The 19963-nt window shown below is 45.9% G+C and carries 25 protein-coding genes and 1 tRNA gene; 12 read left to right on the top strand and 14 right to left on the bottom strand.

The window, feature by feature from the left end; all coding sequences use genetic code 11:
• The first annotated feature begins 66 nt into the window (after window positions 1–66).
• From IRJ16_RS15825 to IRJ16_RS15800, 6 genes are read left to right on the top strand one after another with little or no spacing between them, the layout of a single operon-like run.
• Window positions 67–276: a hypothetical protein gene (locus IRJ16_RS15825; RefSeq protein ID WP_194112592.1), complete on the top strand. Its 210-nt coding sequence runs from the start codon at window positions 67–69 to the stop codon at window positions 274–276.
• Entirely contained in the window at window positions 266–601 is a 336-nt protein-coding gene (locus tag IRJ16_RS15820; RefSeq protein WP_194112591.1) for a type II toxin-antitoxin system RelE/ParE family toxin, read from the top strand. The genes IRJ16_RS15825 and IRJ16_RS15820 overlap by 11 nt, the downstream gene beginning before the upstream one ends.
• 10 nt (window positions 602–611) lie before the next feature.
• Window positions 612–1025, top strand: coding sequence for a tRNA (adenosine(37)-N6)-threonylcarbamoyltransferase complex ATPase subunit type 1 TsaE (gene tsaE / locus IRJ16_RS15815; RefSeq protein ID WP_194112590.1), 414 nt, complete (start codon window positions 612–614; stop codon window positions 1023–1025).
• 48 nt (window positions 1026–1073) lie between these two features.
• Window positions 1074–2303: an alanine dehydrogenase gene (locus IRJ16_RS15810; RefSeq protein WP_194112589.1), complete on the top strand. Its 1230-nt coding sequence runs from the start codon at window positions 1074–1076 to the stop codon at window positions 2301–2303.
• 4 nt (window positions 2304–2307) lie between these two features.
• Entirely contained in the window at window positions 2308–2616 is a 309-nt protein-coding gene (locus IRJ16_RS15805) for a hypothetical protein (RefSeq protein WP_194112588.1), read from the top strand.
• Window positions 2613–3278 (top strand): M15 family metallopeptidase, encoded by a 666-nt coding sequence (locus IRJ16_RS15800; RefSeq protein ID WP_194112587.1) that lies wholly within the window; start codon window positions 2613–2615, stop codon window positions 3276–3278. Before IRJ16_RS15805 ends, IRJ16_RS15800 begins: the two co-directional genes overlap by 4 nt.
• A 10-nt stretch (window positions 3279–3288) precedes the next feature.
• On the opposite strand, the gene IRJ16_RS15795 is transcribed toward IRJ16_RS15800, so the two are convergent.
• Complete coding sequence (locus tag IRJ16_RS15795) at window positions 3289–3885, bottom strand: phosphoglycerate mutase family protein (protein WP_194112586.1); 597 nt, start codon at window positions 3883–3885, stop codon at window positions 3289–3291.
• Between the two features lie 59 nt (window positions 3886–3944).
• Between IRJ16_RS15795 and IRJ16_RS15790 the strand changes: the two genes are divergently transcribed.
• Window positions 3945–4937, top strand: a complete 993-nt coding sequence (locus tag IRJ16_RS15790; protein ID WP_194112585.1) for a YihY/virulence factor BrkB family protein — start codon at window positions 3945–3947, stop codon at window positions 4935–4937.
• A 108-nt stretch (window positions 4938–5045) separates the two neighbouring features.
• Here the strand turns inward: IRJ16_RS15790 and IRJ16_RS15785 are convergent, their stop codons facing one another.
• From IRJ16_RS15785 to IRJ16_RS15775, 3 genes are all read right to left on the bottom strand, one after another.
• Window positions 5046–6053 carry an aspartate-semialdehyde dehydrogenase gene (locus IRJ16_RS15785; protein WP_194112584.1) on the bottom strand — a complete coding sequence of 336 codons (1008 nt, stop codon included), beginning with the start codon at window positions 6051–6053 and terminating at the stop codon, window positions 5046–5048.
• Between the two features lie 283 nt (window positions 6054–6336).
• Window positions 6337–8073 carry a S41 family peptidase gene (locus tag IRJ16_RS15780; protein WP_194112583.1) on the bottom strand — a complete coding sequence of 579 codons (1737 nt, stop codon included), beginning with the start codon at window positions 8071–8073 and terminating at the stop codon, window positions 6337–6339.
• 70 nt (window positions 8074–8143) lie between these two features.
• On the bottom strand, window positions 8144–8359 hold the full coding sequence (locus IRJ16_RS15775; RefSeq protein ID WP_194112582.1) for a hypothetical protein: 216 nt from the start codon (window positions 8357–8359) through the stop codon (window positions 8144–8146).
• 231 nt (window positions 8360–8590) lie between these two features.
• Here IRJ16_RS15775 and IRJ16_RS15770 point away from each other — a divergent pair, with 231 nt between their 5' ends.
• Both IRJ16_RS15770 and IRJ16_RS15765 read left to right on the top strand, forming a co-directional pair.
• Complete coding sequence (locus IRJ16_RS15770) at window positions 8591–9169, top strand: porin family protein (RefSeq protein WP_194112581.1); 579 nt, start codon at window positions 8591–8593, stop codon at window positions 9167–9169.
• Between the two features lie 142 nt (window positions 9170–9311).
• Window positions 9312–10070 (top strand): zinc metalloprotease, encoded by a 759-nt coding sequence (locus tag IRJ16_RS15765; protein ID WP_194112580.1) that lies wholly within the window; start codon window positions 9312–9314, stop codon window positions 10068–10070.
• 79 nt (window positions 10071–10149) lie between these two features.
• On the opposite strand, the gene IRJ16_RS15760 is transcribed toward IRJ16_RS15765, so the two are convergent.
• Window positions 10150–10626 carry an Lrp/AsnC ligand binding domain-containing protein gene (locus tag IRJ16_RS15760; protein ID WP_194112579.1) on the bottom strand — a complete coding sequence of 159 codons (477 nt, stop codon included), beginning with the start codon at window positions 10624–10626 and terminating at the stop codon, window positions 10150–10152.
• A 152-nt stretch (window positions 10627–10778) separates the two neighbouring features.
• Between IRJ16_RS15760 and IRJ16_RS15755 the strand changes: the two genes are divergently transcribed.
• Window positions 10779–10890: transfer RNA gene (locus IRJ16_RS15755), tRNA-Asp, on the top strand.
• A gap of 512 nt (window positions 10891–11402) precedes the next feature.
• Here the strand turns inward: IRJ16_RS15755 and IRJ16_RS15750 are convergent.
• A complete protein-coding gene (locus IRJ16_RS15750) occupies window positions 11403–11639 on the bottom strand; it encodes a cytochrome b5 domain-containing protein (RefSeq protein ID WP_194112578.1) in 237 nt (78 codons plus the stop codon).
• Window positions 11640–11729: 90 nt separating this feature from the next.
• Between IRJ16_RS15750 and IRJ16_RS15745 the strand changes: the two genes are divergently transcribed.
• A complete protein-coding gene (locus IRJ16_RS15745; RefSeq protein ID WP_194112577.1) occupies window positions 11730–12437 on the top strand; it encodes a head GIN domain-containing protein in 708 nt (235 codons plus the stop codon).
• A 100-nt stretch (window positions 12438–12537) separates the two neighbouring features.
• On the opposite strand, the gene IRJ16_RS15740 is transcribed toward IRJ16_RS15745, so the two are convergent.
• The 8 genes from IRJ16_RS15740 to IRJ16_RS15705 form a co-directional block, all read right to left on the bottom strand.
• A complete protein-coding gene (locus IRJ16_RS15740; RefSeq protein WP_194112576.1) occupies window positions 12538–12804 on the bottom strand; it encodes a phosphopantetheine-binding protein in 267 nt (88 codons plus the stop codon).
• A gap of 7 nt (window positions 12805–12811) precedes the next feature.
• A complete protein-coding gene (locus tag IRJ16_RS15735) occupies window positions 12812–14095 on the bottom strand; it encodes an ABC transporter permease (RefSeq protein WP_228080227.1) in 1284 nt (427 codons plus the stop codon).
• Window positions 14085–14843, bottom strand: coding sequence for an ABC transporter ATP-binding protein (locus tag IRJ16_RS15730; RefSeq protein WP_194112575.1), 759 nt, complete (start codon window positions 14841–14843; stop codon window positions 14085–14087). Before IRJ16_RS15730 ends, IRJ16_RS15735 begins: the two co-directional genes overlap by 11 nt.
• A complete protein-coding gene (locus IRJ16_RS15725) occupies window positions 14831–15847 on the bottom strand; it encodes a BtrH N-terminal domain-containing protein (RefSeq protein ID WP_194112574.1) in 1017 nt (338 codons plus the stop codon). The genes IRJ16_RS15730 and IRJ16_RS15725 overlap by 13 nt, the downstream gene beginning before the upstream one ends.
• Window positions 15837–16244, bottom strand: coding sequence for a hypothetical protein (locus IRJ16_RS15720; RefSeq protein WP_194112573.1), 408 nt, complete (start codon window positions 16242–16244; stop codon window positions 15837–15839). Before IRJ16_RS15720 ends, IRJ16_RS15725 begins: the two co-directional genes overlap by 11 nt.
• A gap of 111 nt (window positions 16245–16355) precedes the next feature.
• Window positions 16356–17501: a beta-ketoacyl-ACP synthase III gene (locus IRJ16_RS15715; RefSeq protein ID WP_194112572.1), complete on the bottom strand. Its 1146-nt coding sequence runs from the start codon at window positions 17499–17501 to the stop codon at window positions 16356–16358.
• Between the two features lie 9 nt (window positions 17502–17510).
• Window positions 17511–18410: a hypothetical protein gene (locus IRJ16_RS15710; protein ID WP_194112571.1), complete on the bottom strand. Its 900-nt coding sequence runs from the start codon at window positions 18408–18410 to the stop codon at window positions 17511–17513.
• 11 nt (window positions 18411–18421) lie between these two features.
• Window positions 18422–18907 (bottom strand): hypothetical protein, encoded by a 486-nt coding sequence (locus tag IRJ16_RS15705; RefSeq protein ID WP_194112570.1) that lies wholly within the window; start codon window positions 18905–18907, stop codon window positions 18422–18424.
• A gap of 228 nt (window positions 18908–19135) precedes the next feature.
• On the opposite strand from IRJ16_RS15705, the gene IRJ16_RS15700 reads away from it, so the two are divergent.
• Window positions 19136–19948, top strand: coding sequence for an SDR family oxidoreductase (locus tag IRJ16_RS15700; RefSeq protein ID WP_194112569.1), 813 nt, complete (start codon window positions 19136–19138; stop codon window positions 19946–19948).
• The last annotated feature ends 15 nt before the right edge of the window (window positions 19949–19963 follow it).

Raw genomic sequence — 19963 nt, 5'->3', positions numbered from 1 at the left:
TATCAAATGAGACTTGTAGAGCGTTAGTGCTTTGTAAGTCTCATTTTATTTTTAGTAAATTTGAGTATGACGTTGCAGATCGATTTTCCGCCTGAAAAAGAGAAAGAGGTAATGAAGGCTTTAAAGTCTTTAGGAGTTACTGTATCTAAACAAAAGGTAAATAAGGAGAAACAGCGGATACTCAACTCGATAAAAAAGGGTTTGGAGGAAGTGGAACTTCACCAACAAGGTAAGATCAAACTACAGTCTTTGGACGATCTGATCAATGAATTATAAGATCGAGGCGGCTGGTGACTTTAGTCGTAACATCAAGGACCTCGCTAAAAAATATCCATCTTTAAAAACAGACCTTCAGGTATTACGCGATAGTTTACTGCTAAATCCTACACAAGAAGACAAGATCTATAAAAACACCTATAAAGTTCGATTGGCTATCGCAAGCAAAAGCAAGGGAAAGAGTGGTGGCGCAAGGGTGATCACGCACTTAGTGGCTACTGTGCAAGAAGGAGTTATTTACCTGTTAACCATCTATGACAAAAGCCAACGCGAAATAATAAGCGATGACGAGCTATCTCGTCTTATCAAAACTATCAGGCCGTGAATCTAATAATATGCAATTCAATTTTTCTTTAAACGATATCCCAGCTGCTGCTTCACAAGTTTTAGACGCCGCATCGCCAAACAAGATCTTCGTCCTCTACGGAGAAATGGGTGCAGGCAAAACCACCTTTATCAAATCCTTGTGCGATGCTTTGGGTGCCGAAGGCCAAGCTAACAGCCCCACATTTTCTATCGTGAACGAGTATGTGACCGACAAAGGCCCAATATACCATTTTGATTTTTATCGCCTAAAAGACCAGACTGAAGCTTTGGACATGGGTTACGAGGAATACTTTTACTCGGGCAATTATTGCTTTATCGAATGGCCCGAGCGTATCCCTGATCTGCTACCGGCTAACTATACCGAGATACATATCGAAGCAAAGGACGATGGCACCCGCCAAATAACTTTAGTGAACATTTGATCGTAATAATGGTTAAGTTTACGTCTACACTAATTTGAACTACAACGCATGAGCGCAGGCAAATACAGCGGTTTTTCTGACCTGGCCAAACAGGCCATGATGCAGCCACAGGAATCAATGCTGGAGGTGAAGACCCGCAAAAACAAGCTATACATCGGCATCCCTAAAGAAACCTCTTTTCAGGAGAACCGTATCCCGTTGACACCGTTATCGGTCGCTTTGTTGATCAACAACGGTCACGAGGTGATCTTAGAAAGCAACGCCGGCAAAGCCGCCAACTTTCACGATAAGGATTACAGCGAACAGGGCGCACGCATCGTGTACGATCATAAACAGCTTTATGAAGCATCAGACATCATCATGAAAGTGGCTCCGCCGACTATGGCCGAGATCGAACTGATGAAGATGAACCAGATCCTGATCTCGACACTGCAAATGAGCACACTGAAAGCCGAATGCCTGCAGGCGATGATGAAAAAGAATATCACCGCCCTCAGCTATGAGCATTTACAGGATGAAGGCGGCTCGTTGACCGTGATCCGTGCCATGAGCGAGATCGTGGGCGCTACGTCTATCCTGATCGCGGCAGAATATCTGAGTAACGTTTTTGAAGGCAAAGGCTTGATGCTGGGCGGTATCACCGGTGTTCCACCTACCGAGATCGTGATCTTGGGCGCTGGTACCGTAGGCGAATATGCTACCCGTACAGCCATAGCGCTGGGTGCACAAGTAAAGGTTTTTGACCCATCGATCTATAAACTACGTCGATTGCAAAATAACATCGGCAGCCGGGTATTTACTTCGGTAGTGCAGCCGATGGTGTTGGAGAAAGCGATCACCTCTTGCGATGTAGTTATCGGCGCTTTGCGCGCCGAAGATGGCCGTAGCCCGTGCATAGTGAGCGAAGAGACCGTCAGCAAGATGAAACCCAACTCAGTATTGATCGATGTGAGCATTGATCAGGGTGGTTGTTTTGAAACCTCTGAGGTGACCAACCATACACACCCGGTCTTCCGCAAATATGATGTGATCCATTACTGTGTGCCTAATATCGCTTCGCGCGTGGCCCGCACCGCTACTTACGCGCTCACTAATATCTTTACCCCTATCCTGTTAGACATTGGCGAACAAGGCGGTATCAAGAACGTGATCTGGAAAACGGCCGGCGTACGTAGCGCGACATATCTGTATCAAGGTCAGCTGACCAACAAACACATTGGCGAACGCTTTAACCTGCCCTGCAAAGATCTGGACCTGTTGATCGTATCGAAGCATTAAGGTTATGCCCCATAAACCTCCGGTTAGATTATTGGTTCAATTAACATTTAACCCTGATGCGGCGGCTTGCTTTCGGTTCCCGATAGAGAACATTGTCAGAGCGTCTGTTTATTTTGCCGAACCAAGGTACTCTGCGCCGTCAGAGGTGCAGGTTACCAAGCCGATCAGTATTGATGTTGCGGTCAAGCTTGAGATACATATTGCAGCTGTTGATCATTTTATTGGAGAATATTATTCCGGAAATACTTTTTATCTACTTGGATACGGAAAAAAAATAGCTACCGCAACAATAGTAGAAGTTATAAAGCAATGAAAAAGAGCCTGTTCATACTGTTGGCGTGTTGCTGCGTATTTATATCGTCAGCTCAGCAATATCCGTACGTATTATCAGCGTCAGCTTATGCACAACAGATCAAAACCCACCCCGAAAAGAAATTAGTTGAGATAACCAAAGCCATCCCTTCCATCAAGCTGGACGTCCGCTACGCCACCAAAAATAATTTTATGGGTAGGGTGATGTACAAACAAGCCCGTGCTTTTGCCCGTGCTCCCGTGGCTGAGGCATTAAAGAAGATCCAAACCGAATTAGCTTTAAAAGGCCTCGGCCTCAAAATATTTGACGGCTATCGTCCGTATGCCGTAACTGTCGACTTTTTTAAATTCGCTAAGGATACCAACTTTGTAGCTAACCCTAAATACGGCTCCAAACATAACCGCGGCTGTGCGGTCGACCTTACCATCATCGACCTAAAGACCGGTAAAGAACTGGAGATGCCTACCCCTTACGATTGCTTTAGCCGCAAAGCAGGAGCATTGTACGCCAAACTCCCGGCCATCCAGATCCAGAACCGCGCTTTATTGAGATCCGTAATGGAGAAACATGGCTTTATGCAATTACCCAGTGAGTGGTGGCATTTCGACTTTAAAGGATGGAAGGCTTTTGAGTTGCTGAATGTGCCTTTTGAGAAATTATAGTTCGATCCAATTAAAACCTACTCGGTGGCCTGATCATACGTTCAGTTGTGAAGCCCGAGAACGCGTCGGGGATCTGTGTGGTATGATGCTCGGCGCCGTAGCGGCTGATGGTCAGTTCGGTCTTTCCGTCTTTGATCACCAGTTTAAATAGCATGTCATAGTCATCGTCGGTCATTGCGCTAAAAGGTTGTTCGGAGCCAAAAGCGGCAAGCGTTGGCAGGATGGTATTCGAATGCCCAACGATCAGCACGTTCTTTCCTTTATTATTTAAAAGCACTTTGTCGGCAAGTGCTTTTAAATTAGATGGATCGTAAACTTCAGGGGCGATCACGAAGCGGTCGGCAACGGGTTTAATGGTTTGCCGGGTGCGCTTGGTATCGGTAGTATAAATAACGGTAACGCGTTCTTTTTTTAGAGCCTTCAATAACTCGGTCGCACGGAGAGCGCCCACCGCGGTCAAGTCCGGGTCGGATGCCATGGCGGCGGCCTTTTCGGCATGGCGCACAATGAAGATCGTTGTCTTTTGTGCCGAGGCGTTAAGACCTATACATATCAGCCCGATCAGCAATGCGCTGAACAGAACATTTTTTAACCGTAATATTATCATAATGTTGTTTCTGAACTAAATATAAACATAATTGGAGTTGATCTGGTTTATAATTTTGTATGAGGATACTAAGTAAAGACTTTTGGAAGAAAATATGGAAGGTGCTTATCGCATCTTTTAGCGGCTTTAGTGATGATAATGGTTTAAAGCTGAGCGCGTCGCTGGCGTACTACACCGTGTTCTCGCTTGCGCCATTGCTGATCATGATCCTTTCGATCATCGGTATCGTGTTCAGAGAAGACGCTTTTAAAAATCAGATCTACCCTGAAATTATAGGTTATGTAGGTAGCGATGCCGCCATGCAGATACAAAACATGGTAAAAGCTTTAACGCTATCGGGCAAATCCGGTATAGCGTTGATATCAGGTGTAATTACCCTGATCTTGGGCGCTACCAGTATGTTTTTAGAGATACAGGATTCTATCAACATGATATGGCGGGTAAAGGCCAAACCCAAACGTGGATGGGTAAAGATGTTGAAGAACCGTTTCCTGTCCTTCTCTATGATCATCTCTTTAGGATTTTTGTTGCTGGTCTCCCTGTTACTTAACGTGGCTGTGAATGCATTTAGTAAACAACTTCTTAAGTATCTTCCCGACGTTACGGTATGGGTATTTAACGGTATAAACGTTGCGATAGCCTTCGTAGTGATATCAACCTTATTCGGTATTATCTTTAAGTTCTTGCCCGATGTAAATATTAAATGGCGGGATGTACGTTCCGGAGCAATATTTACAGCCATTTTATTCTTGATAGGTAAATATGTTATTGGCTTATACATCGAGTACACAGCGCAGGGTTCTGCATACGGAGCCGCGGGATCCATCATCGTAATATTGGTCTGGATCTATTACACAGCCGCTATCCTCTACATTGGCGCTGAGTTTACCCAGGCCTATGCCGAGGCCAGCGGCAGCGATATCAAGCCCGCCGAATACGCTGTTCACGTTAAACAAACCGAGGTAGAGGAAGACAGAAAAGTACTACCTGCGCAGCACCCGGAAATTGAAGGGGCGTTGAAGGAGGAGGAGGAGAAGGGGAAGAAGAGTTAGTGGTTAGCTGTATGCTCTTTTTGTCATTGCGAGGAACGACAAATCTGAAAAAAACGGGCTTTGTGATCATCTCACAAAGCCCGTTTTATATTAGATAAGGGGAAAAGCTTACGCCTCGACCGCCTGACCGATCAGATTCTTCGATGCCAGATACTCAGCGATCTGTACCGCGTTGGTAGCGGCACCTTTGCGCAGGTTGTCGGCAACTACCCAGCAATTAAGGGTATTGGCCTGACTTTCGTCGCGGCGGATACGGCCGACGAATACTTCGTCTTTATCGTGCGCGTCAAGCGGCATTGGGTATTTCAGGTTAGCGATGTCGTCGGTAACGATCACGCCCGGGGCGTTGCTTAATAACTCGCGTACTTCGGTCAGATCAAAATCGTTTACGAACTCGATGTTCAATGATTCTGAGTGGCCACCCATTACCGGGATACGCACGGTGGTAGCAGTTACTTTGATGCTATCATCGCCCATGATCTTTTGGGTCTCTTTGATCATCTTTATTTCCTCTTTAGTGTAACCGTTATCGGTGAACACGTCTATCTGAGGTAATACGTTAAGATCTATCTTGTATGGGTAAGCCATAGCGCCTTCTATACCGGCACGCTCGTTGAACAATTGATCTACCGCTTTAACACCGGTACCTGTTACCGATTGGTAAGTAGATACAACGATACGTTTAACCTTGTATTTATCGTGCAGTGGTTTTAAGGCCACAACCATTTGTATGGTGCTGCAATTTGGGTTAGCAATAATCTTGTCGTCGGCGGTCAATACGTCGGCGTTAACCTCGGGCACTACCAATTTTTTGGTAGGGTCCATACGCCAGGCCGATGAGTTATCGATAACGGTCGTACCGGCCGCTGCAAACAATGGTGCCTGCTCTAAAGATGTGCTGCCCCCGGCCGAGAAGATGGCCACATCGGGCTTCTGTTTTATCGCATCAGCTACAGAAACTATCTTAAATTGCTTACCCTTAAAAGTGATCTCTTTACCTACACTTCTTTCGGATGCAACCGGAATTAATTCTGTTACCGGGAAGTTGCGTTCTGCCAGAACCTGCAACATTTTAGTGCCTACCAAACCGGTAGCACCTACTACTGCGACTTTCATTTTTTAAATTATATAATAAAACAGATAAATTATTGAACCTCAAAGATGAGAATTTTTTAAGATATATCAGGAATAAAGTATAGTAAGTTAGTGGGGAATGGATCACTAAGATATTAAAGTCTCGCTTCCCCGCTTGAGCGGGGTCAGGGGTGTGTCCTTCACTTACAGGGTCCACAAAGGGACACACCCCTATTAAAGTTTGTGCTTTATGCTTATTTAGTGCGTCCCCTCTCCAGAGGGGAAACTCCGGCTTATCAATTTACCTTCCGTCTATTAGGATATCTCAATTCGCGTTATCCGCGTCCTTCTTACCTACCATGGCCAGTTGAGGTTTGCCGATCACCTTATAAGCGCCGTCGCCTTTTAGGATGGATGCCATCAGGTTTTTGTCTTGCATGGTTTTGATACCCTGGGCAAGTTCTTTGTCGTATTTAAAGCTGGTCTCGTAGCGGCCTTTGTCGTAGTAGTAACGGGCTACTATTTCGTTCTCTAATACCTGGCGTATCTCCTCTTTATGTTGTTGCAGGTCGTTCTTTTTGCTGGCGGCCATTTTATTTTTCAGGGCCTCAAACTCAGCCTGAACCTCGGTAAAGGCTTTATCTTTGGTGGCTTCGGTCTTAAAGCTACTCAGCACTTTTTCGGATGTGGTGCTGTACGAATAATTCTTATCACCCAGGTATTTCACAAAGTCGGCATAATCAGCATCGGTGAACGAATAGTTTTTAACCGGATTGATCTGCGGGTGACTGTTGCGATATTTATTGGCGTATTCAAAAACCAGCAGTTTACCGATCAATGTTTGGGTAACCTCGGCAAATTTCTCTTGTTTAACAGGCAGGTCAGGAAATACACCGCTGCCATCGTAAACCGACCGACCAGCGCGGGTCTTAAATTCTTTCATTACCGAGTCGGCTACTTTAGATAGGCTGCCGTCATCTTTACGGTGCGCATAGTCAACCTCCTGCACGCAACGTCCTGATGGGATAAAATATTTGGCGATGGTCACCTTAACCATGCTATTGTAAGGCAGGTTAAAGGTTTGCTGTACCAGGCCTTTACCATAGCTGCGCTGACCGATCACTACACCCCGATCCAGATCTTGCAAAGCACCGGCAACGATCTCGGATGCCGAAGCTGAGTGCCCGTTAACCAATACCACTAACGGCAGATTACCCTCAATAGGGTCAACCACGGTACGGTAGCTGTAATTTTTTTCTTTGATCTTTCCCTTTTGCGATACCACTTCCACATCACGCGATACAAACAGGTTAACGATCTTTACAGCCTCCTGCAAAATACCGCCGCCATTGTTACGCAGATCTAAAATAATGCCGCTTGGGTTATTCTTTTTAACAGCAACCAATGCGGACGTCACCTCATCGGCCGAGTTCTCTAAAAACTTATCCAGCTTAATGTAGCCCATGTTGCCTTCAACCATACCGTAATAGCTTACGTTAGGCTGTTTGATCTCGTCGCGGACAAGGCTCTTTTCGGCCGGGGCCGCGTCGCCGCGTTTGATCACCAATTTAATGGTAGTGCCTTTAGCGCCTTTTAAAAACTGGCTTACCTGATCGTTGTTTTTACCTTTCAGGTCAACGTCGTTTATTTTCAGCAACTCGTCGCCCGGGCGGATGTCGGCCTTTTGTGCAGGGAAACCTTCAAATACATCAGAGATAAGCACTTTACCCTCGCGTAAGAACACGCCGGCACCAATGCCCCCGTATTGGGTACTCACGTAACGCAGCTTGTAATCTTCAATTTCCGATTCAGGGACGAATTCGGTGTAGGGATCCAGATTGTCCAACATAGCGTCGGCGCCGCTCTTGATCATTTTGGCGGGGTTTACGTCATCAACGTAGTTAAGATTTACCTCTTTATAAAGCGAAGCGAATACGTCAAGGTTCTTCGATATCTGGAACAGATCATCGTTAAAGCTCAAAACACCCAAACCCAAACCCACTAAACCTGCCGATAACCCGATGGTGCGGAGGCTGCTTTTGCTACCAAAAAATATGCTCATGCTTTTTAGATATTATCCGTGAAGATAAAGTTACAAAAAAGCAATTAGTTTTAGCTGTATAGCCTAAAACTTACAAACGGTTGTTATCAATATTCACCAACGCCTTTTTAAGGGTGAATACCACGTAAGAGCGGTTGCGGTTAACCAAGTCCTCAAGCTTGGTTATAAGGGCTTCTTCCTGGCCTTCCGAGTATTGCAGTTGTGCATCGGTAAGGTGATTGTATTTGCGCTGAAGTTTGATCTTGACGCGCGGCCAGTCTTTATTGCTGATACTGATCTCTGCCATAAAATTATTTGTCCCCAAAAATATAAAAAATAGCTGATCTGCAGGTCAGGAATGGCACTTTACTAAAATGACCTATCAGGTATTAAAACAAGATCTTTTGCAGAGCGTTGTTAGCCTTGTAATTTGTCAACAATGTATCAAACTAATTACAAACCACTGAACGGCAAATAAACCATTTGCCATTTTAACGGTCACAAAACACAGTTTTAAACCAAATACATCAATTACGTTATGAAAAAGTACTTATTAAGTATAGCACTTTTGGCAGCAGTAGCTGTAGGCGCTAAAGCACAGAACACCTTCGGGATCAAAGGCGGTGTCAATTTTCACAAGATCAATACCGATAATTTAAAAGAATCTACCAAAGCCGGTTACCAGGTAGGTGTCTTTGGCCGTTTAGGCAGCGAGGTTTATTTACAGCCCGAGCTTTACCTGGGCAGTCGCGGTGGTAAAGTATCTACTGACGACAATAGTTTTAGCAGCGATGTTACCTTCACCACCCTTAACGTACCTTTATTAGTAGGCGGACGTGTGATCGGTTCGGACGCGCTGAACCTGAGGGTAATGGCCGGACCTATCTTCTCGTACAATTTAAGTAAAGACCAAAGCATCAGCGGTAACCTGGCAGGTGCCTTTGCCGATTTTGGCAACTACAAAAAAAGCACCTTAGGTTACCAGGCCGGTGCCGGTGTAGATATCGGTGCCATCACCGTCGACCTTCGTTATGAGGGCAACCTGACCAAGGTTAACGATAGCTACGGACAGCGCCCTACCTTATGGGCCTTGGGTGTAGGCTTTAAATTATTGTAATATAATTTAGCTATAAAACAGAACGCCGGTTTGCCAAAAGCAGACCGGCGTTTTTGCGTTATGGAGATAATTGTAAAATTTTTGTTATTATTGATCACCAATTATAATTAACCATTTCCTGTTCCACTTAACATCATTTACTATGGGAAGAAAACCTATCCTAAGCTTTTTGTTGGCGACCAGTATTTTGTTTGGCCTGGCATCTTGCAAAAAAAGCACCAGCACCACCGAAAACACGCCAGAACCGGTAGTACCGGTAACGTCGCCACCTTCAACAACTGCGCCTGTTTTTACGGGACCAAGCACCACAGCAGCTAACCTGACCATCAGGGTTATCTACCTTGTACCATCGGACCGAAAACTGAACCAAGCCTATACTGATGCCGTTGGCGTAAGCTCGAGCCGTCTGGCCACCTGGTACAAGTCCGCATTGGGTGGTAACAAAACATTTCACCTCAACACCAAGATAACTGAGACCATCCAAAGCACGCATGCTGCCGCCTGGTTCAATGCTAATAATGGCAATAGCGGCACCGATGCACAATTCTATTTTTACACCAATGCCCGTAACGATGTGAGGGCCATATTAGGCAGCGGGTACGATGAGAGTAAATACATTTACATGGTTTATGTAGATGCCGCGGGAACGACAGGGGCCGGCGCTATTGGTTTTACAGCCATGCCCGAGAACGACCTTCTGGGCCTCACCAACCAAATGCCCCAGCCTTGGGCACGTTGGGTAGGTGGTGCAGGGCACGAGATAGGCCACGCCTTTGGATTGCCGCACCCGGCCAATCAGGACCCTAACGCGCTGATGTGGACGGGTTACACGCTGTATCCTAACTGCATCCTTAACGACTCAGACAAGGCTACGCTTAACGCCAATAAGTTCTTTTATTAACAGCCACAAGGCTGTAACGCAACAAAGCCACTACCTCACCGGATAGTGGCTTTGTTGTAATAAGATGAAGACAACCTGTTTAGTCCAGGCTGATCTGACGGCGGATACTTTCTTCCAGCGAGATAAAAGTTTCGGTGCGTTGTATGCCTTTTACGCTTTGGATCTGCTCGTTCAATACCTCGCGCAGGTGGTTGGTATCGTGGCAAACTATTTTGGCAAAAATGCTATAGCTACCGGTTGTGTAGTGCATTTCCACAATTTCGGGTACGGCTGCCAGTTGCTTTACGGCATCGTTATATTGTGATCCTTTCTCTAAAAAGATACCCAGGAACGCGGTAATATCATACCCCAGTTTCTGCGGATTCACTTCTAAGCTGGCACCTCTGATCACCCCCATCTCCTCCAGCTTTTTCATCCTCACGTGTATGGTACCGCCCGAAACGATCAATTCCTTAGCTATTTCGGTGTAAGGCGTAGTTGCATTCTTCATCAAGATCGATAGGATCTGGATATCCAGATTATCAATTTCTAAATTTTGAGGTTTCTTGTGAGGCATAAATTTGAATACTGCTATTGAAATACAAGTTTAATTAAAATTTGAATAAAAATAAAATTATTTCATTGAAATATTTGCAAGAAAAGCCAAAATGCCCTTACTTTGTATCAAGCGAATGGGAAAAAACATTCGTTCGTTCTAAGAAAAAACAATGTTGGGTGGTGAAATTTTTGGCAGACACACCTCCTTGTCCCGGTGGCGGAGATCATGGAAAACCCGAAGCGGGCTAACCACTCTGTGAAGGTTCGAACCCTTCCCCAACAGCTCTTCTCATAATTTAGGTTTATAATTGGTTAGTAAAGGCCGCCTGCCCATCAGGTGGCCTTGCTTATTTTATAGGATTTTGGTTTTGAACTGTAGCGTCAGATAATTATCCGGGCCCCCTCACGCGACCCGTAACGCAACAAATACAAAAGATCTTAAGTAACGTGATCCCCCTTGGATGGTTAAATACCGACAAGCAGCTTTTCTGTGCGATGACCGTTCAACCTAAACCCGGCAGAAGCGGATACCGGCCCTGAGCCTAAGGCCTGAAGGCGTATGAGCGCATGACGGGGCTATCGGCCGCCAAGTGTATACACTACCGTTCATTTTAAAAATATCTAACTAATTGAATTGCAGAATATTGCAAAATAAGCCTTTCCTATTTTTAGTTAACTTACTGATATTCAATGCACTTTTAAAATTGTACACTCGCACCGTATACACCTACTGAGTTAAGATATTTCCCTTTGCTTAATTTAAGAGCAAGAGTATAGTCGTCAAGATCGAGCGTATTACTTCAATACCCCCACTACCTCAAACTTTTCAAAAACGGTTTCGGTATGCGGGGCATCGGCTAATTCGGGGGTAAGATCCTGCCCGGCCCAATGTTCGTAATGTTTGCCATTGCGCCAAAGGCGGCTTTCGGTCACGTCGTAGATTAGGCCTTTAAAGGCTACCCATATCTGCGGTTTATCCTGCCCGTTGCGGAGGGCTAATTGCGAGCGGGTGTAAGCGGGCAGATCGGTCATGGGAAATGATATTGTCGCAAAGAAAACGAAAAAAATTTGTAACCATTCGGTATCGGTCCTCGTCTTATCGGTACAACAAAACAAAAAACCATGAGAACAATTACTAAGCTATTTTGCGCCGCGCTATTATTGGCCAGCACTATACCGGCTTTTGCCGAGACCGACGACCGTAAACTGAGCGGTTTCCATGCGGTACACGTTGCTGCTTCATTTGATGTTTACGTTACCCAGGGCAGTACCGAGTCTGTTAAAGTAGATGCCCCTGCCGATGTATTAGACAAGATCGTTACCGAAGTTAAAGGCGATGTATTGACCGTGACCACCAAAGACAACAAATTCGATTGGGGTAGATGGTTCAACAACGGCCGTAAAAAGATCACCATTTATGTGGCTGTTAAAGACATCCACGCGATCACCATTTCCGGTTCGGCCGATGTTTTCTTTAAAGATGGTTTGCGTGGCGATAATTTTGACCTGAAGATCAGCGGATCTGGCGACGTGACCGGCAAATTGGAAGTTAAAACGCTAAATGCCAGCATCAGCGGATCTGGCGATATTAAGCTGACCGGCAGTGCTGGCACATCAACTGTTGGCATCAACGGTTCAGGCGATTACGACGGCCGTAGCTTAGTTACAGCTACAACCACAGTACGCATTTCAGGATCGGGCGACGCTACCGTTAACGCATCCGAAAAAGTTGACGCTAAAGTTTCCGGCTCGGGCGATATCCGTTATACCGGCGGCGCTAAGAACGTATCTGCCGTAACCAGCGGCAGCGGCGACGTGCATAAGTTTTAAACTAACATCAGCCCTACATATACCTTAAAAGCCCCGGCTTCTCCATAAAGGAGGCCGGGGCTTTTTGTTATGCGCACGCCATTGGCGTGTTAGGGCCTAATTATTTGATAACCCCATTAGCCAAAACATAATCTACCATAGAGTTTACGTTATGGAAGATCTTACGGCCGGCCTTAGGATCTTGAATAGTGATGCCGTATTCTTTTTTTAGCAGTACGATCAGTTCTAACGAGTCGATAGAATCCAAACCTAAACCATCGCCGAACAGCGGTTCGTCATCCTTGATATCTTCCGGGGTCAGTTCGGTCAGATTTAAAAATTTTATGATCTGAGCTTTTAGTTGTTGCTTCAGTGCTTCTCTTTCCATAGTGCAATTATATTAAATTCTTTCTTTTTAAGGCGATGACCGTTACGGCTTGCAGCAGTAGGGTAATGCCGATAAGTGGGATAATGTTTGAGATGACGTCGGCAAAGCGGCCGCCTTCTAAAAATAAGTTATAGTAAGCCTCTATACACCAGTGCAAAGGCGAAAAATTAACCAATAATTTCATCGGCCCGGATACCACGTAGCTCGGTACCATCAGGCCACCAATAGCCGCTAAGATCACAATAGATACCGCGCCGAAGCCGTTGGCTTGTTCCTGCGTTTTAGAGAATACACCTACGCAGATAGCATAACTCACCGCGCACCAACCGGTAAGGATGGTCACCAGGATCAATCCTAAAATGTCAGACGGGATATTCAGTGCCGGCAAACCCATCACCGGGAATAGCCATACGCCTAAAGAAAATATCACCAGCGCCTGGAACATCGTCACCCCTAAATAAACGATCTGTTTAGATATCAGCCCGACAATAAAGTTGGTAGGCATGGTTTTTAAACGGATAAAGCTACCGCTCACTTTCTCACGCACTACGCTGCCGCCTAAACTCATTACGATAAAGAACATGGCAAAGATGGTCCAGGCAGGTACGTTATGTTGGCTTGCGTTAGGTATCAATCTATCGCCGCTGCGTGATGTGGATACTTGTTTGATCTGCGTTTTGCTGCTCAGCATTTCGCGCTCTAAAGTATCGGGCAGGGGTTTATCGTTAATGGCTAAATAAAGGTCACGTAAGGTCTCCCGGCTTTCTACTAACTGTAAGGCGCTGCGTAATGCCCCGTCGACAGATAGTCGAATTTGTTCCTGCAATACCGGGTTGTAATACATATTGATCGGGTCGGTGCTGCCCTTAGCGGCTTTTAAGGAGTCACCTTCCATCCCGAAGCTTTTTAGGGCTTTATTAGCCGATGCCTGTGCGCGTTCGCTTACGCGGGCGGTAAAATCTTTAGGGATCAGCACTGCTAACTCGGCCTCTTTAGCTTGTAATTTGGTTTTAAGCGCATTCGCGTCCGAACCTTTTGCTAACTCCTTTACACGGAACATACCGATCTTATCTATCGACTGGATCAACTGCGGACTTAACTTACCAGTATCCTGATTGGCCACCAATAACACCAGCTTGTTCTTGTTCATCAACTCAAAGGTGCTATTCTGGATGCTGGTAACTACTACCACCAATATCACCGGCATAATGATCGCCATCAGGATGCCTACCTTGTCGCGAAGCAGGATCCGCACATCTTTTATAATGGTATACCAAAGTTTAAACATCATCCCTGAATTTTTTACCTGTTAAATTAAGGAACAATGCTTCCAGATCTTCCTGCTCATGTGCGTGTAGCAGGTTATCTAAACTATCATGCGCAACGATCTTCCCCTGATCCATCATGGCTACCTGATTACACAGATCTTGCGCTTCGCTTAGTTGATGCGAGGTGTAGATCAGCGTAGTGCCTTTTGAGTTGAGTTCTAACAGATAATTGACGATGGCATGGCGTGTCTGCACGTCTACACCAACGGTCGGCTCATCTAAAAAGATGATGCTTGGATTGTGTATCACACCGATAGCCAAGTTAACCCGGCGTTTCATACCGCCCGAGAATAGCTGTACTTGTTTATTACGCACGTCTTGCAGGTCCATTACGGTCAGCAATTCGTCGGTACGTTGTTTAATGGTCTGCCTATCCAAACCATACCAGGCACCAAAAAACTCCAGGTTCTCCTTCGGACTTAGCTCCTGATACAAAGAAAAATCTTGAGGCACGAAGCCGAACATATGGTTAACGCGGAATTTATGTCCGTCTACCTTAACGCCGTTGAGTGCCACTGTACCTCCGTCAGCTTTGATCAGTCCGGTCATGATATTCATGAGTGTGGTCTTGCCCGCACCGTTCGGCCCGAACAGCCCGAAGCGGTCGCCTTTGTTCACCTGCAAATTCATGTCGGTGAATGAGGCCGCGTCGTTACCGGGGTAGCGGAACGTTAGATTGGAGATATGGACGGCACTCACTACGCTTTCCATTTGATATTCTTTAAAGCTAAGAACGCCTCTTTTTCTAATTCAGCTATCTCAAACAAATAGTCACCCATCTTGTCAAAATCGGCCTGACTACCCAAACGTCCTTTATAAATAGCTGAGGCCTGGATAGCCGCCTCGCGCCATAGGTCTCCCGACCTGGTGAACATCTTAGATATTTCCAATAATTCGGGTTGAGGCAAGTAAGCATAAGCTTCCTGCAAAAATGCCGCATAGATATAGCGGAAACCACCACCACCTGTGCCTATCTCCTCTTGCATGCGTACCAGTTGTGCTAGGTATAATTTGGCTTTATCTATGCCCAATTTGCTCAGCCATTTTTTAATGCGCTTGCCGGAAAAAGCTATCGCACTCACCCCGGCAAATGGCCCGGGGATGTTGAGCATATTAAATACATTATGCTTGATGCCGCTTTTGATCGACTCGCGGATGCGGTCGTCACTGATCTCGCCGCTGAACTGAGTATAGTAAATTTGCCCGTTAGGTGCTAATGGCCCCTTGGCAAAGCGTACACGCTCCAGCTCGTAGCTGGTGAGCATGGTAGATGTTTCCATAATCGGATCGCTGATCAGATAGTTATCGCCATCTTTTCCATAAACGATCAGGTTATGGCCGTTAAAATGAAAGCGGTACTCTTTGGGGAAATAAGACAGATAATAAACCCCGACCTGGCAGCCCACGGGCTGTCCTGATGCTAACTGTTCATCTAAAAACTCTTTCGCCTTTTCGCGGGAACTGAATTTTTTGCGGATGACCGGGATACCCAAAGAACGGCAGGTGCGTTTAAAGATCCAACCCGGCATAGTGCGGAACGCAATGGCCGGTCCGCCGTTAAATTTTAGGATGGGTAAGTGCGCGTAGAACAGGCCCGCACCTATACCAAAGGCAAGTGGTTCGGTTATTTTACCGCCGCTGGCCTTCCACAATAAGTTACTGGTAACGCCCGATTCGCAATGGGCAGACTGACGGTGTTCGAGGTCAATTTTCATGCACGGTCAGGGTTTTCAGATCGGCTATAGTTGTGTTGAAAGCGTCGGCGTATTTTTGCAATTTCGTTTCAGATAGCTGGTTAAACACATCGGGCTTCAAGTGGCGTTTGATCTGCCATTGCCAAAAGCCCGTATAATCGGCCACTAATTTAAGGTTCATTAAGCGGTGTTCCATAAAAAAAAGCACCGGACTGGCCTTCCCGTCCAAAACCTGCTGACGGGCAACTGCAACCCGCTCTTTGATATCATCCCAGGTAGCATCAAGTGCGCTGGCTTTTACGTGCCAGCCGCTACTCAATTCTGTAACGTACCGGCCGTTCTCGTCGGTAGCATAACACACCTCTTTGGTGAGTTTGCCTAAGGCGCTAAGGTCTTGTGGTACGTGTTCTTTTTTCATCACATCTCCCTGCCCTCTCCTAAGGAGAGGGTTCTATTATATTTTTTATTATACCCCTATTGGTAAGCTTTCCTTTTAAAGTCCTTCCCTTCGGGGAGGATTTAGGAGGGGTCACACCACCGTCAGCATCGCGTACATATAACTAAAGCGCGAGCTTTCGGGCACTAATAATAATAAGGTCTCTCCTTTTTTTAATTTACCGGTTTGGAACATCTCGTTGATCATCAGGTAGATCGATGCAGCGCCAACATTACCTACGGTGTACAGGTTGATGAACCATTTTTCGTCGGGGATACCGCCGCCGTACTGTTCTACCATATCAGCTATCTTGCTGCGGAAGAAGTTGCTGGAGATGTGCGGCAAAAAGTGGTCGATATCTTTAGCGGTGAGGCCCTTTTTCTCGATGATCTCTTTGATCTTGCGGCCACCCAGCGGTACGATGTTATCGCTCAACAGGGAGATATCTTGTTTCACGCTGAAGATAGACTTGTTCATGATCTCTTCGGGCGTGAAATCCATAAAGCCTTTCAGGGTGCCATCGGGTTCTTTTTCAGACCCCATGTACATGCAGGCATCCATCTCGTTAGCATACGATACACCTTCTATCCAATCGATACGCAGGCTTAAACCTTCCGGGTTTGGCGTGTCTGACAGTAAGAACGCCGACGCACCGTCGGATAACATCCAGCGTAAAAATTCTTTAGAAAAAGCGATATACGGATTCTCATTCAGAGCTTCCAGGTGATGGGCCTCTTCGTTGAATACGTCGGATACCAACAGGCCCGAGAATCGCTCCGAACCTGTGGCTACCGCTGTTTTTGCTTCACCGGCTTTGATCGCTAAGTAAGCATACTTTAAAGCATGCATACCCGCGCAGCATACACCCGAAGGTGATACCACTTCGATACCGCCCGCTTCAGGCAACCAACCGTGGGTCATTACACCATGGCTTGGCATCATCTGATCCGGTGATGAAGTACCGCAGCTTAACAACTCCATCTCTTTTAACCGGTCGGGGTCATTACCAAATAATTCGCGCACGGCAAGGGCGGTCATTTGCGCGTTGGTATGGGTGCTTTTGCCACCTTTTTCTAAAGCGTAATAACGATTGGTGATACCATTGTTGCGCAGAACGATCTTTTTTGATTTGGACGGTTTGCCGTTGATGTAGCCCAAATACTCTTCCATCTCATCGTTAGCGACGGGGCTGTTCGGGAAAAAAGCAGCGGTATTGGTAATATAGACCTGGTTAGACATAGACGTGTTTTAGTTCAATAATAAGTAGTGCTGTTTTTTTGCACGTATACCCTTTTGAGTGAACGGACGCAAAAATATGGCATCTAAAGTAAGTAGTATCGGCGCCCCTAAAAATAGCGCAATGAACAAGTAATATTTAAAAGCTGTTATCCAGGGCATTTTATTCTTCCGCTTAGCTATAAAGTTTGCCCAAACTTTAAAAATGATCCCGGCTTTACCCTCGATCACCATCAGCGGATATTTGATCTTCACGGCACCGGCATCAACCAGCTCTTGCTGTAACCCATCCCAATTATTCTGGGCCAAACGCTCAGCAAGGATCCCTCCATAGACCGATGTCCGTGCTATATCCTCGTCAGAAACACCGGGCTTAGGGAATATGTTTAGATAACGTTCTTTTTTTCCGGTCAGCATCCAATAAAAGATAGTGACAAAGCTGACAAAGTTAGGATTTGTATCCACCAATGCCACGTTACCGATAAAATTAGCGCCTGCATCGGCCAGTAACAGCTTGATCTTATCAAAGGCATTCAGCCACATATTTCGCCCGGCGGATATGGTCACTACGGGTGTATCCTTTACCACCGCTCTGAATTTTGGGTGCTGGATAATAGAATTTGAAGGTATGCTCGGCGATAGGAACCAGGGTTGATAAGCCAAAATGACCAGATCATAACTGTCATGCTTTAGCTGAAAATCATGCAGCTCGGTAGGTACGCCCAATTGGCAATCCGGCATTACGCTAAAAAAGCGGCTGCCGGTCCATGGGAAATTATAATCCACCACAGGTTTGACCGATACGATGTCCACATCAGCGCCACTCTCTACCAAGGGCGAGGTAAACTGCGTGATGATATCGGTCATCTGTCCCGATTGGGTGTAGTATATGGCTAATACCTTTTTGGTCATTTGATGCAAAATTACAATTCTGATGTCTTTAAAACTTTCGATTCCTTAGCGGCAAAATCCTTCACAGCATCCTGAACCACCGGCGATAGTTGCGCAAAGTGTTTGATCACAAAAGCTTTGTCGGCTTGTATGTCTTTTTTGTAACCAACTATTTTGGGTGATCTCTCTTGTATCGATAAGCGGATGAAACGTAATTCCGTATTGTCCGGGTCGGCATCAATGGCGGCATCCAGTTTATTACGGCCTTCTTTGAAGGTCTTTAGGCGATCTTTAGCCTTTGGTAATCCTGCTTTTCGGATGATCAATGCGCCGGCATAACCTTGCTGGTTGTCTTTCAGGTCTGCTAATCCTTTGTCGATATCATCCTTATTGCCCGACTTCATCAGTTGGTAAAAAGTAGCTTTATCCAGCTTTTGGGCCATAGCGGGGCTCAGGCACGCAAAGCAACCGATCAGGATGGATAAAGCAAAGGTTTTACAGGCTGTCCTAAGTTTCATAATCTATCAAACATAATTAAAAAAAATCAGGTGCTAAACTCAACATTAAGTAAAGCCCCGGTTTTCAAAAACAATAACGCCGGATATTTGATTTAATAGCCGGATAATATACTTGTTACAACATCGTGCCCCACACATCGATTAATTTTATTTATTTTGAGGTCATTTTGTTTCAATGCGTTGTAGGATAGGACACGCGTTGATCCATAAAGTTTAATACACTACCGGGTGAATACAGAACTACCTTTTGCAGGTTTATGGGCGATCATATTAGGCGGATCAAGCGGCTTTGGCTTTGCTACGGCCGAAAAATTGGCGTCGAAAGGTATGAATTTGGCTGTGCTATTCCGCGAGCCATCCGGTCCGGCTAAGAAGGCTACCGAGGCTTTAGCCGAAATAGCTGCCGAAAATAATGTCGAGATACTTTCATACAATCTCAACGTACTCGACAATTCGTCCCGCATCAGTTTTATAGATGAGTTCGGTATCCCGGACAGGTTAGGTAAAGTTAAATTGCTGATGCACTCCGTTGCGCGTGGTAATTTAAAGCCATTGGTTGAACCGAAGGGTGAGACAGGTCAGCATTCGTTATTAACGGTAGAGGATATCCAGATGACCAGCTACGCGATGGGCAATAGTCTGCTGGATTGGACTCGTGATATTTTAAATGCCGGATTGTTCCATCAGGACAGTCGCATTATTGGGTTGACCAGCGAAGGGGCTGACAAATATTGGGATGCATACGCGGCAGTATCCATAGCTAAAGCATCATTACAAAGCCTGACCACTTACATGGCGGTGGAGTTTGCGCCTTATGGTTTGCGCACCAACCTGATCCAAGCGGGCATCACCAATACTGCCGCTTTGCAGCGCATCCCAGGCAGTGATAAATTGGTGGAGATAGCCGAGACCCGCAACCCGTTACAACGCATGACCGTACCGGGCGATGTAGCCAACGTTATTTATTTATTATGTACCGACGAGGCCGCCTGGATAAACGGCGCGCTCTTGCATGTTGATGGTGGAGAGCACTGTCGATAGTTTTTACGATGAAAA

It is taken from the genome of Mucilaginibacter myungsuensis (assembly GCF_015222005.1).
Lineage (GTDB): Bacteria > Bacteroidota > Bacteroidia > Sphingobacteriales > Sphingobacteriaceae > Mucilaginibacter > Mucilaginibacter myungsuensis.
Note: the sequence above shows the minus strand (reverse complement) of the source record. Positions and strands in the feature narration are given on the sequence as shown.